A 13065-nucleotide genomic window follows, 5' to 3' on the forward strand; every position below is an offset into this window, starting at 1 on the left:
TCACACCTTGTGCATGTCGGATATATCATATATCGTCAGGACACTCACAGACTTTTCTTCCTTTGTCGCGCAGCTCCTGCAGCCACTAGAGAAAAGGTCACCGTCATGAGACAACTGAAAGCGTTAGCCTTGGCGGCAGCCATTTTATTGCCGGGATCAGCGGCATGGGCCCAAGCCAGCCAGATCACGATTGCACGGCCGGTTTCGACCACCGCGATGGACCCCGGGTTCCTGCGCGAGGCGGCCACAATCGTCGACAACATCTTCGACACGCTTGTCATGCGTGACAAGGCGATGCAGCTCGTCCCAGGGCTCGCCGAATCCTGGAAATCGATCGACGACACCACATGGGAATTCAAGCTCCGCCAGGGCGTCAAATTCCACAACGGCGAGGATTTCAACGCCGAGGCGGTAAAGTTCACGATTGACCGCATCATAGACCCGGCCGCCAAATCCCCGACGCTCTCCTACATCAGGACTGTGGCGGGCGTGGATGTGATCGATCCCTACACGGTACGCATCAGGACAACCGAGCCAGATCCCCTCCTGCCCACCCGGATGAGCCGCTATCCGGCCTATATCGTGCCGCCCGCCTATGTGAAGCAGGTCGGCAACGACGGCTTCGCGTCGAAGCCCGTCGGCACCGGCCCCTACCAACTCACTGCTTTCATTCCCGACCAGCACGTCATCCTGAAGGCCAATCCGGGCTATTGGCGGGGCAAGCCGTCGATCGATCAGGTGACTTGGCGTGCCATTCCCGACGGCACGGCCCGCATCACGGCACTCGTCACCGGCGAGGTGGATCTGATCGAGGGCGTGCCCGTCGATCTCGCGCCGATGATCTCGGCAAGCTCCGATGCCGACCTCGTGCAGGTGAAGAACGGCGGCCTGACGATCTATCTCGGGCTCGTCATGAAGGACAAGCCGCTCGACAACGTCAAGGTCCGCCAAGCCCTCAACATGGCGATCGATCGCAAGGGCATCGTCGACAATATCCTGAAGGGTATGGCGACGCCGAAGGGAACGCAGGTTGGTCCTGCCGATTTCGGCTATCTCGACATTCCTCCTCCAGCCTATGATCCCCAGAAGGCCAAGGCGCTCCTCGCGGAGGCCGGCTTCCCGGACGGCTTTCCCATCAAGATGCAGTCGACCCTGCGCTACATGAAGGACGGCGAGGTCGCGCAGGCGATCGCCCAACAGTTCGGCGACATCGGCGTGAAGACCGACCAGGAGGTTCTGGACTGGTCCGTCTATGTGCAGCAGGTGCCGCGCAAAGGCCCGATCTTCATGCTCGGATGGGGCTCGACGCAGACCCTTGATGCTGATGCGGCCGTCTATGCGATCCTGCGGACGGGTGAGCCCTACTCCACGGCGTCCATCCCGGAGCTCGACAAGCTCCTCGACGAAAGCCGCAAGATCGTCGATCCCGAGGCGCGCAAGACAGTTCTGCACGATATCCAGAAGCTCGCCGCCGAACAGGTTCCGCTGATCACGCTCTATCAGGAGGATTCCCTCTATGGCAAAGCCAAGACCCTCAACTTCGAAGGGCGACCTGACGCGCGCATCCCGGTCTTCGAGATGAGCAAGCGCTGAACGCGATGACGCGGTTCTGGAACGCCGGCCGGAATGCGGACGCCCTCTTCGCCATCAGTCTTCTCGTCGCAGTTTTTGCGCTCGCCATTCTGGTGCCGCTCCTCTGGCCGGTCGACCCGATCCGTGGCCAGATCACGGCGACGTTCAAACCGCCGATGAGTGTCGTGGGGGGGCAGTTGCACCCCCTTGGCACGGACCAGCTCGGGCGCGATCTCCTGGCCCGGCTCGGCCTCGGCACAGCAATTTCCCTCGGGATCGTTCTCTTCGCTTCCGTCATCGCCGTGGTCCTCGGTACGCTGCTCGGCATGATCGCGGGCTATTTCGGCGGCTGGCTGGACGCGGTGATCATGCGCGCCGTCGACATCCAGCTCGCAATCCCCTTCATTCTGCTCATCCTACTGATCGTCGCGGTGGTCGGCCCCTCGATGCTCAATCTCATCGTGGTGCTCGGTGTCACCGGCTGGGCGATCTTTGCACGGGTTGCTCGCGCCAGGACGCTCGAGGTGCGGGATCTCGAGTATATCGATGCATCGCGGGCCATCGGCCTCTCGGACTTCGCGGTGCTCCTGCGGCATGTGCTGCCGAATATTGCGGGTTCGCAGATCGTCCTTGTCACGCTCGACCTTCCGCGACTCATCATCCTGGAGGCCTCTGTCGGTTTCCTCGGCCTCGGCGTGCAGCCGCCGACGCCGACGCTCGGCAATCTGATCGGCGAAGGGCGCTCCTTCATTCTTCTTGCCAACTGGCTCGTGCTTTACCCCGGCCTTGTCATCGGCGGTCTCGTCGTCGGCTGTAATCTCCTGGGAGACTGGCTGGTGCGCCGCGCCGACCGAAGGGGCGCCACGACGTGAAGGCACTGATCTTCATCGCCAATCGCGCCGCGCAGGGCGTCATCGTGCTGCTCGGCGTGTCGGCGATCGTCTTCTTCGCGCTTTTCCTCACGGGCGACCCCGCTGCCCTGATGATGCCGCCCGATGCCTCGCGCGCCGAGATCGAAGCCTTCCGCCAGGCGATGGGCTTCAATGATCCGATCTGGGTTCAATACGGCCGCTTCCTCGGCGGCGTCTTTTCCGGCGAGTTCGGCAATTCGCTCCGCTTCCAGCGTCCGGCGTTCGACCTGCTGATCGAGCGCCTTCCCGCCACGGCGCTTCTCGCCTGCGCCGCGCTCCTGTGGAGCTCGCTGCTCGGCTTCCTTCTCGGCACCATCGCTGCCGTGCGCAAGGACAGCCCCATCGATTTCGCCATCCGCGTCATCTCCCTGCTGGGGCAAGCCATCCCGGTGTTCTGGCTGGCCCTCCTTCTGATCATCGTCTTCTCGCTCAATCTGCGTTGGCTGCCGAGCAGCGGCATCGGCACCTTCAAGCAGCTGATCATGCCGTCGATCGCGCTCGGCGCCTATTACCTCAGCGCGATCACGCGTCTGGTGCGCGCCAGCCTGATCGAGGTGCTGGGCGAGCACTACATTCGCACGGCCCGCGCGAAGGGCGTCAAGGGCTGGTCCCTCGTCGTCCACCATGCCCTGCGCAACGCCCTGATCCCGGTGATCACCGTACAGGGGATATACTTTGCATCACTGCTTGGCGGCGCGCTCGTGACCGAGATCATCTTCGCCTGGCCGGGCATCGGGCGGCTCGCGGTGGAATCTATCCAGAACCGCGATTTTCCCGTGGTTCAGGCGGTGGTCTTGTTCGCCGCCTTCGTGTTTGTGGTCGTGAACTTTCTTGTCGACCTCGCCTATCTCTGGCTCAACCCGAGGATCAGGCTGTGACCCGGCCGCTCTCCCCTCTGGCCCGGAATGCCCTCAACCTTGCCGAGGCATGGTGCCGCGTTCCGTCGGTGCGGGGGAACGATCAGGCGCTTGACCGCCAAGCAGCGGCCATCAGCCACTGGCTCAGGCACGAGCTCGGCGCGGAGATCATCAACGACCGCCGCCGGGACGGCCGGCCGGCGGTCGTCCACGCGCGGCTCGACATCGGCGCGGCCCATACGGTCATCCTCTACAACATGTACGACGTGATGCCCGCCGAGCCCGCCGGCTGGTCTGTTGACCCCTTCAGCGGCGGCATCGTTGATCTGCCGGAGGTCGGCGCCTGTTTCGTGGCACGCGGCGCGGAGAACAACAAGGGTCCGCTGGCCGGCATGCTGGCCGTCCTGAAACAGATGGCCGACAGCGGCGCCCTGGCCGTCAATGTCGAGATCCTCGTGGAGGGCGAGGAGGAAAGCGGCAGCGGCGCGCTGCGCGCCTATCTCCTCGACCCCACCTGCCCGGTCCGCGCCAGCATCGGCGGCCTGTTCCCGTCCTTCTGCGAATATGGCGGAGGCCCGCCGCGCGTCTATCTCGGCTTCTCCGGCATCGCAAAAGGCGAGATCCGCGTGGAAGGCGGCGCGTGGGGAGGCCCGCGTGCGGCCATCCACTCCAGCAATGCGCCGTGGATCGCCAATCCAGCGAGCCGTCTCATTGCGGCCCTTGCTCTGTTCGGCCGATCCCCGACCGGCGAACTCGACAGGATCACCCTCGATGCGGAAGCCCGCGCCATCGTCGCCGAGCTCGCGGCAAGCTTCGACCCCCAGGCGGAGCTTAGCTTCCGCAAGACGGAGCGCTTCGCGCTGGACGGCGATGCGGAAGCCTTGCTGACGCATGTGCTGACAACCGCCTCAGCCACCATCAACTCGCTCGCGACGGAGCCAACCGCGGGTGATGCCGTCATCCCGCATGCCGCGCGCGCGGCCTTCGACCTGCGGTGTCCGCCTTCCCTCGACCCCGCCCGCTATCTCGCGGCCTTTCGCGAGACGTTGCAGACAGCCGGCCTCGCCGGTGTCTCCCTTGACGTTGCCGATGCCTATCCCGGTACGCGGTTCAGCCGGGACGCGGAAGGGGTCGGCGCCTTGCTCGCCGCCTATGGCGCAACGTCAGTACCGCCGCAGATCTGGCCTTGGGCGATCGGCGCGGCCCCCGGCTATGCCTTTGCACGCCACGCGGATTCGTTTCTCATCGGCGGTGCGGGGTGCGGCGGCAACGCCCATGGCATCGATGAATTCATGACGCTGGAAGGCTTCGAGCGTTTCCTTACCTCCATCGCGATCTGGCTGGACGAGATGGCAAAGGTGCCCGCGCCGAGGACGAGCCCATGATCACGTTGCGCTATCTCTCCCGCGCCGATGTCGTCGCAGCCGGCGGCGGCGACTGGCCGCTGGCGCTCGCCGATATTCGCGAAGCCACCCGCCTGCTGCGGGCGGGAGAGGCCGGCATGGAGGCCGAGAGCGTCATGCCGATGGGCGGCGATCCGCGCGCCAAGGCCTACGGTCTGCCCGCCTTCGTCGGCGGCCGTTATGATGCGGTGGGCCTCAAATGGGCCGTGCATCTGCCGGAAAGCCGGGGCGATCTCCCCAGCATCACCAACACCACCTTCATCAATCGCCTGAGCGACGGCCGTCCGCTCGGGCTGATCGAAAGCGCCCTGCTGACGCGGATGCGGACAGCGGCCGTCTCCGCGCTCGCCATGGAGAGCCTTCTGCCGCGGCCGCCCGGCCGCATCGCCCTTCTCGGCGCCGGCGCCCAGGCGAAGGCTCACCTCGCCATGGTGTTGGCGCTGTTTCCGTCCGTCGGCGAAATCCGGCTCTGGAACCGGAGCGCGGACAAGCTGGATGCGCTTCTTGCGGACACGCCCTCTCCCGCCGGCGTGGCGCTCGTCCGTTGCACGGCGATCGCAGATGCCATCGCCGAGGCCGATGTCGTCCTGAGCTGCACGACCGCGCCGGAGCCGATCCTCGATGACGACGCTGTGCGCCCCGGCCGGCTGATCGTGCAGGTCGGCTATCACGAGGTGTCCTTTGCCGCGATCGCCGCCAGCGACGTGGTGGCGGTCGACCTGTGGGGGGACTTTGCCGAAAAGAGCGCCAAGAGCCTCTTCCAGATGTACCGCGCGGGGCAGTTCACGCCTGACCGGGTAGCGGCCGACCTCGCCGCGCTGGTGGTTGACGGCTGGCGGCCGCCGGCCGGAGCCTCGCTCTATTTTTCCAGCTTCGGCCTCAACCTGTTCGACATCGCGCTCGCCGCCCGCGTGCTGTGCCGGGCAGAGGAGGCGGATATCGGAACGGCCCTGCCGTATCTGTAGGGAGATCCCCAACCAAAGGACAGTGCCCATTCCGAAGGCCACCCTGTCTTTGACAGGGGAGATATATGATATATCCTTGTACAATCCTTCTTGACGCGGGCCTTGATGCCGCGTGCTCCCGAGGACATCCCATGAAACTCGAAGACATTCCGCGCCTCTCCCTCGGCTTTCTCCCGACGCCGATTGAAAAGCTCCCGCGCCTCAGCGCCGAATACGGCATCGACCTCTCAGTCAAGCGCGATGACTTCACGGGCTTCGGCGGGGGCGGCAACAAGGTCCGGAAGCTAGAGTTTCTGATGGCCGATGCGGTCGCCCAGGATGTCAAGGTGCTGATCACGACGGGTGGCCACCAGTCCAACCACGCGCGGATGACCGCGGCGGCGGCGCGCAAATTCGGGATGAAGCCTATTCTCGTGCTGCGCGGCAACAGCCCGGCGGTGCTGCAGGGCAATCTCCTGCTTGATCATCTTTTCGGGGCCGAAATCGATTTCCTCGATCCGGACGCTTATTTCACCGAGATCAATCCGCGCATGCAGTATCACGCGGACCAGGCCACGGCCCGTGGCGAGAAGCCCTATATCATTCCCCTCGGCGGGGCGAGCGCACTCGGCGCGATGGGCTATGTCGCGGCGGTGAAGGAACTCGCAGCGCAATATGCGGCCACTGGGGAAGCCGCGCCCGATCTCATCGTCGCGCCGGTCGGCTCGGGCGGCACGCTCGCCGGTCTTCTCATCGGCTGTGCGCTGTTCTGGCCGGACACCAAGGTCGCCGGCATAGCGGTCAGCGGCAGCGCCGTGCCCTTCTCCGAGCGCATCGCCGTCATGGCCAATGCCGGCGCCGAATTGCTCGATTTCGACAAGCGCTTCGAGCCGGCCGATATCCGCATCGAGAATGGCTACGTGGGGGCGGGCTACGCGATCCCCAGCCCGGAGGGCAACGCCGCGATCACCAAGGCCGCCCGCAGCGAGGGCATGCTGCTCGACCCGGTCTATACCGGCAAGGCCGTCGCCGGCCTGCTCGACTGCGTGACGCGCGGCTCGATTGCGAAGGGCAGCAAGGTCCTGTTCGTCCATTGCGGCGGATCCCCCGCCCTCTTCCCGCATGCCGAGCTGCTGACGCAGGACCGCGCCAGCTGAAGCCGTCGCGAGATTCAGGCTGCTCCCGCGAGCAGGCGCTCGACCTCGCCCGCATCGGGGCAGCCCTCGCGTCCGCCAAACCGTGTCACCTTGACAGCCGCGGCGGCGGAGCCGAAGCGCAAGGCCTTCTCCACATCGTCGCCGCGGCCGATCGCCAGGGCCAGAGCCCCATGGAAGACGTCGCCGGCGCCAAGCGTATCGCGCACGTCTACCTTGAAGGCCGGCATATGCCGCATGAGGCCCCGTTCAAGCCAATAAAGCCCATTGGCGCCATCCGTCACCACCGGGACCCCCGAGGTTCGCCCTGCGAGCCGCTTCAGGCCCGCTTCAATCTCTGGGGTCCCCGTGTTCTCCGCGAGCGCCTGCCGGGAGAAAGCGGCTATGCTTGACAGCGCGAGCAATTCGTCCGGAATGACGGGGATGTCGCCATCGAGGATGATCGGGATTCCGGCCTTGCGCGCCTGACGCATCATGTGGAGCGCGCCATCCGCCCAACGGGCGTCGGCGAGGAGGGCATCGACGCCCTTCGGCAGATCCACATCCGCGACGGTGGAGGGCAGGTCGGGATCCGTGTAGCTGATGATCTGTCGCTCGCCCGATCCGTCGATCATGATGCAGGCCAGGGTCGTCTTCGCCCCCGGATGCACCATCATCAATGCGGTGTTGATACCGCGCGCCCTCAGTTCGTCGAGCGCCTGCCGTCCGATCGCGTCGTCACCGACCCGTGCCATCAGATGCGCCTCGCCTCCGAGGCGCTTGATCGCCACCGCCGCCGTACCGGCATTGCCGCCGCCGACGGCGTGGAAGCTCTTGGCACGGAACTTCAACGGCCCGACCGGAAAACTGTCGAGTGCGAAAATGAAGTCCATCGTCGTGGTCCCGACACAGACCACGCGCACCGGGCGGGAGGCGGGGGTGAGCTCATTCATGCCGCGACACCATTATCGAAAGCGCCGGGCATAGCGCCGGGCCTTTGCGCATAGGCAATGCGCCGCTCAGATCCCCGGTTCCTTGTGGATCGGATCGATCCAATAGACCTCCTCCGGCTTCTCCACCGGATCGACGTCGGTGATATTGACCACGACCGCCTCATTGTCCGATCGAACCAGCACGCAATCTAGCGGCTGAGCGGGATCGGCGTTGATTTCCTGATGCGGTACATACGGCGGCACGTAAATGAAATCACCGGGCCCGGCCTCCGCGACATATTCCAGCCGCTCGCCCCAGCGCATGCGCGCCTTGCCGCGCACCACATAAATGACGCTCTCCAGTTCGCCATGATGATGCACCCCGGTCTTCGCGTTGGGCTGGATCGTCACGGTGCCGGCCCAGATCTTCTGCGCGCCGACGCGCGCATGGTTGATCGCCGCCTGCCGGAACATGCCGGGGGTCTGCGCCGTGTTGGCATCGAGCCGGTCGCCCTTGATGACCCGAACACCGTCATGCTTCCATTGATCCTCCCCACGCGCATGGCCATGAGAATGAGGACGATCGTGTGAATGCTCGCTCATAGGTGTGTTCCGTGGTTTCCGTCCCAAAGCTCCGCTGCGTGGATATGGCACGCGCCAGGTTCGGATGCCTAGCCAAAGTTGCCCGTCAATCTTTCGCATCGAGGCGCCGACGCGAGTCATCATAGGGATTGCGTAAGTCGCGAGATAGTCCGGACACCCTGTGGTAAGCACCAGGATATCGGGATCGACAGCTTGATCTGATCGAGCTATCGCATTGCGAGAAGACGACTGAAACGGCGCTTGCTCGCGGCTCACGTTTGAACGGGTGGCTCTCCTATGCGCGATGGCATAACGGGTAAATTTACGACGAAGCGTTGGCGCTACGAACCAGCACCGTCCGCGTCATGAGCATCGACACGCCGGAAACCCGTGACAATCCCGAAGCCCGACGCTCGGACGTACATGCCGAAGATGCGCGTGAACGCCTGTTGGGCGCGCGCTATGGCCAAGCCTTGCTGGAGGGGCCGCTTCCCTGGAATGACGTGATTGGCACGATGCTCGCCCATCGCTCGGTCCGGGCCTTTCTCCCAAGAGCGCTGCCGGACGGCACGCTGGAAACACTTGTCGCTGCCGCGCAATCAGCGTCGAGTTCATCGAACCTGCAGACCTGGAGCGTGGTTTCCGTCACCGACCCTGCGCGCAAATCGCGCCTGGCGAGACTCTCCGCCAACCAGAATGCGATAGACGAGGCGCCGCTCCTGCTTGTGTGGCTTGCGGACCTCAGCCGCCTGCAGCGGATCGGCGACGAGTGCGGACACGCCGTCGATGGGCTCGCCTATCTTGAAATGGTGTTTGTCGCCATCGTCGATGCGGCGCTGGCGGCGCAGAACGCCCTCGTCGCGGCGGAGAGCCTTGGCCTCGGCGGCGTCTATATCGGCGCGATGCGCAACAAGCCGGTCGAAGTGGCGGCGGAACTCGGGCTGCCACCTCAGGCCTTTGCTGTCTTCGGGCTCTGCGTCGGTTATCCCGATCCCGCGCGCGCGTCCGGCGTCAAGCCACGGCTGCCACCGGACGTTGTCTTGCATCGCGAGCAATATGGCAGCGCTGCGCGCAACTATGTGGCGGAGTATGACGAGACGCTGCAGTCCTTTCAGCGGGAGCAGGCGATGGCCCAGATGCCCTGGTCCGCACGCGTTCTTCAGCGCGTTGGCGGCGCTGGATCGCTGTCGGGCCGCGATCGCATACGCACCGCTCTCGACGCGCTCGGCTTTGGCCTCAAGTGAGATTGCGCAGTTCGCCCTCGAGGTTCCGCAGATATTGCATCAGTTGAAGAAGCGGTTCTCAGGCCGCGGCAGGCCAAGATGCTCGCGCAGCGTCGTTCCCTCATACTCCAAGCGGAACAGGCCTCGCCTCTGCAGTTCGGGGATGACCTTGTCGACGAAATCGTCAAGCCCGCCCGGCAGATAAGGGAACATCACGTTGAAGCCATCGCTGGCTTCTGTCATGAGCCATTCCTCCATCGCGTCGGCGATGGTCGCCGCGGTACCCACGAAAGCAAGACCGGCGTAGCCTCCCATGCGCTGGGCAAGTTGCCGAACCGTCAGATTATCGCGCTTGGCAAGGGCTATGGCTCTCTCACGCCCGCTTTTGCTCGCGTTGGTCTCTGGAATGTCCGGTAAAGGCCCGTCCGGGTCAAAGCGAGAAGCATCCTGTCCGATGGCAATCGACAGCGAGGCGATCGCGCTCTCATAGTCCACGAGGCTATCGAGATGCGCCCGCTTGGCCTGTGCTTCAGCGACAGAATCGCCCACGACCACGAAGGCTCCAGGCAGGATCTTGAGATGATCGCGTTGGCGGCCGGCCTTTTCCACCCTGCTCTTCACATCGGCATAGAAACGTTGCCCCTCGGACAGCGTGGAGGCCGCGGCGAAGACTACCTCCGCGGTTTCGGCCGCAATCTGACGTCCGGCCTCCGAAGCGCCGGCCTGAACGATGACGGGCCAGCCCTGGACTGGTCGCGCGATGTTCAACGGGCCACGGACCGACAGATACGGCCCCTTATGGTCGAGAACATGAAGTTTGCCAGGGTCGAGATAGATGCCGTGATCGACGTCCCGGATAAAGGCGTCGTCAGCAAAGCTATCCCAAAGCCCCGTAACAACATCGTAGAATTCTCGCGCCCTGATATAGCGTTCGTCATGGGCGATATGCTCTTCCAGCCCAAAATTCAAAGCCGCATCAGGATTGGCTGTCGTCACGATGTTCCAGCCGGCTCTGCCGCCGCTGATGTGGTCGAGCGACGCGAAGCGCCTCGCGATGTGGAACGGCGCGTCAAAGGTTGTCGACGCCGTGGCGACCAGCCCAATCCGCTCTGTCACCATTGCCAGCGCCGCCAGCAAGGTGAACGGCTCGAAAGAGGTGACCGTGTGACTGCGCTTCAGCGCCTCCAGAGGCATGTTCAGGACGGCGAGATGGTCCGCCATGAAGAAGGCATCGAACTTGGCGCGCTCAAGCTTCTGGGCGAACGTCGCGAGATGCCGCAGGTTGAAATTGGCGTCGGGATAGGCCCCCGGGTAACGCCAGGCGCCGGTGTGAATGCTGGCCGGCCGCATGAAGGCCCCGAGGTGAAGGCGGCGAGACTGCGACATTGCAAGACCCTTGTGTTCAAGGCCGATCTTTCGAGGGAAAACTATTCAGTCTTCGACATCTCTGTGGTCTCACGACATATAAATACAGAATTCTTTTGTATAATGCGCGATAACCGCTGTGGCGGTGTGATACATGAAGTAGGGCGGCATGATCGGCGCTGCAAGGTCGCCATGGCGACTGGCATACGCCGGGGATACGAGCACGTCATTCGCCTCGAATCGCGCCGGCATGTTCTTTTCTATCGTGGGACGGTGTGCTAACCATCAAAGTGATAGGATATGCGGACCTGCGAGATAATCTGAGAGCATGCCCGACGACGGCGACAGTACAGACGACAGTCGATACCGATGCTGGCTGGTGCCGCTTTTGCGCCGCCAGCCTAACTCTCATGTTTTAAGCTGCGATCTGGAAGACGTGTGCCTCGGATATTCGATCCGGGGCTTTTTGCGTTCACCCAATACCCTGTAAGGCTGAATGATGGAATTGCTCGCAGATCCGAACATCTGGATCGGCCTTGTCACGCTTATTGTTCTGGAAGTCGTTCTCGGTATCGACAACCTCGTGTTCATTGCGATTCTGGCCGACAAGCTCCCACCCAGCCAGCGCAACAAGGCGCGCATCATCGGCCTCTCCCTCGCGCTGATCATGCGCATCGGACTTCTGTTTTCGATCTCCTGGATCGTGAAGTTGACGCGACCGATCTTCAGTGTCAGCGACTTCTCCTTCTCGGGCCGTGATCTCATTTTGATCATCGGCGGTGTGTTCCTTCTGGCGAAGGGAACGATGGAGCTCCACGAGCGGCTTGAGGGAGCCCACAAGCCCAAAGAAGGCAAGGTTGTTCACGCCGTCTTCTGGCAAGTCATTGTCCAGATCGTCGTCCTGGACGCGGTTTTCTCGCTTGATAGCGTCATCACCGCCGTCGGCATGGTTGACGAGCTCTGGGTGATGATCGTCGCGGTTTGCGTGGCCATGGCCGTGATGATGGTCGCCTCTGGGCCGCTCATGGCCTTCGTATCGAAGCATCCGACCGTCGTCATCCTCTGTCTCGGCTTCCTGCTGATGATCGGCTTCAGCCTCGTGGTCGAAGGCTTTGGCATGCATATCCCGAAGGGATATCTCTATGCGGCGATCGGCTTCTCGGTCCTGATCGAGGCTGCCAATCAAATCGGTCGCCACAATCGAGAAAAGCTGATCACCACGGGCGATCTCCGTGAGCGCACATCGGAAGCCGTATTGCGCATGCTCGGCGGGCGGGTGGGGCAAGCGCCAATGGGCGAGACAATCGACGTCATGGCGGAACAGGCTGCTCAAAGCGCCCTGTTCAAGCCAGAAGAAAAGGAAATGATCCGGGGCGTTCTCGATCTCGGAGAACGTCCCGTCAGCTCCATCATGTCTCCACGCAATGAGGTCGAGTGGCTAAATCTCAATGAAAGCGCCGAACAGCTGCAGGCTTCGATCCGAAAACTGACGCATGGCCGGGTCATTCTGGCGCGCGATAAGGTCGATGATTTCGTAGGCGTGGCGATCACGAAGGAGCTGTTGAATTCACTTATCGACGGCGGGCCGATCGATTGGGGCCACCTCACGCGTCAGCCGGTCATCGTCCACGAGGCGACGGATGTTCTCAAGGTCATGGAACAGTTGCGGCGATCCCCTGTGCAACTCGCCATGATCGTTGACGAATACGGCTCCTTCGAAGGGATCGCGACACCCACGGATATCCTCGAAGCCATCGCCGGCGAGTTTCCTGATATGGATGAGGAAGCCGCGGCTCTTGATCGCCAGGAAGATGGTTCCTGGATCGTCGACGGCTTCATCGATGTGCGTCAGCTCAGCGGTGCGCTCGGGCACGATCTCGTCGACGATTCCAACCGCTATTCCACCCTCGGCGGCTATATTCTAACCCACTTGGGCCACCTGCCGGCAGTTCACGAAACTCTGGAGCTCAAAGGCCTGCGGTTCGATATCGTCTCGCTCGACAAGCGCAGCATCGGCAAGGTCCGGATCAGCCTGATCGATGACTTGGACGGCTGACCGATGTGCAGGAGCGGCCCCTCATGGGGACCGCGCCTCGCCAGCGCGACTTGCGTACTCGGCGACATTCGTTCCGGGCTGACTTGC

General features: G+C 63.3%; 11 protein-coding genes. 8 read left to right on the top strand and 3 right to left on the bottom strand.

What is annotated here, in order from left to right:
- Positions 1–105 precede the first annotated feature (105 nt).
- From KIO76_RS21080 to KIO76_RS21105, 6 genes are all read left to right on the top strand, one after another.
- On the top strand, positions 106–1593 hold the full coding sequence (locus KIO76_RS21080) for an ABC transporter substrate-binding protein (RefSeq protein ID WP_213325565.1): 1488 nt from the start codon (positions 106–108) through the stop codon (positions 1591–1593).
- 5 nt (positions 1594–1598) lie between these two features.
- A complete protein-coding gene (locus KIO76_RS21085) occupies positions 1599–2444 on the top strand; it encodes an ABC transporter permease (protein ID WP_213325566.1) in 846 nt (281 codons plus the stop codon).
- Positions 2441–3361 carry an ABC transporter permease gene (locus KIO76_RS21090; protein WP_213325567.1) on the top strand — a complete coding sequence of 307 codons (921 nt, stop codon included), beginning with the start codon at positions 2441–2443 and terminating at the stop codon, positions 3359–3361. The genes KIO76_RS21085 and KIO76_RS21090 overlap by 4 nt, the downstream gene beginning before the upstream one ends.
- Positions 3358–4725, top strand: a complete 1368-nt coding sequence (locus KIO76_RS21095) for a M20/M25/M40 family metallo-hydrolase (RefSeq protein WP_213325568.1) — start codon at positions 3358–3360, stop codon at positions 4723–4725. Before KIO76_RS21090 ends, KIO76_RS21095 begins: the two co-directional genes overlap by 4 nt.
- A complete protein-coding gene (locus KIO76_RS21100; protein WP_213325569.1) occupies positions 4722–5708 on the top strand; it encodes a hypothetical protein in 987 nt (328 codons plus the stop codon). Before KIO76_RS21095 ends, KIO76_RS21100 begins: the two co-directional genes overlap by 4 nt.
- A 131-nt stretch (positions 5709–5839) precedes the next feature.
- A complete protein-coding gene (locus KIO76_RS21105; protein WP_213325570.1) occupies positions 5840–6844 on the top strand; it encodes a 1-aminocyclopropane-1-carboxylate deaminase/D-cysteine desulfhydrase in 1005 nt (334 codons plus the stop codon).
- A gap of 14 nt (positions 6845–6858) precedes the next feature.
- Here the strand turns inward: KIO76_RS21105 and KIO76_RS21110 are convergent, their stop codons facing one another.
- A complete protein-coding gene (locus KIO76_RS21110) occupies positions 6859–7773 on the bottom strand; it encodes a PfkB family carbohydrate kinase (protein WP_213325571.1) in 915 nt (304 codons plus the stop codon).
- 66 nt (positions 7774–7839) lie between these two features.
- Positions 7840–8355, bottom strand: a complete 516-nt coding sequence (locus KIO76_RS21115) for a cupin domain-containing protein (RefSeq protein ID WP_213325572.1) — start codon at positions 8353–8355, stop codon at positions 7840–7842.
- 344 nt (positions 8356–8699) lie between these two features.
- Here KIO76_RS21115 and KIO76_RS21120 point away from each other — a divergent pair, with 344 nt between their 5' ends.
- Positions 8700–9578 carry an NADPH-dependent oxidoreductase gene (locus KIO76_RS21120; protein ID WP_213327050.1) on the top strand — a complete coding sequence of 293 codons (879 nt, stop codon included), beginning with the start codon at positions 8700–8702 and terminating at the stop codon, positions 9576–9578.
- A 39-nt stretch (positions 9579–9617) separates the two neighbouring features.
- Here KIO76_RS21120 and KIO76_RS21125 read toward each other — a convergent pair whose 3' ends face one another.
- Complete coding sequence (locus KIO76_RS21125) at positions 9618–10943, bottom strand: LLM class flavin-dependent oxidoreductase (protein ID WP_213325573.1); 1326 nt, start codon at positions 10941–10943, stop codon at positions 9618–9620.
- A gap of 478 nt (positions 10944–11421) precedes the next feature.
- On the opposite strand from KIO76_RS21125, the gene KIO76_RS21130 reads away from it, so the two are divergent.
- Positions 11422–12978, top strand: a complete 1557-nt coding sequence (locus KIO76_RS21130) for a TerC family protein (RefSeq protein ID WP_213327051.1) — start codon at positions 11422–11424, stop codon at positions 12976–12978.
- The last annotated feature ends 87 nt before the right edge of the window (positions 12979–13065 follow it).

Source organism: Chelatococcus sp. YT9, from assembly GCF_018398315.1.
Taxonomy (GTDB): Bacteria; Pseudomonadota; Alphaproteobacteria; order Rhizobiales; family Beijerinckiaceae; genus Chelatococcus.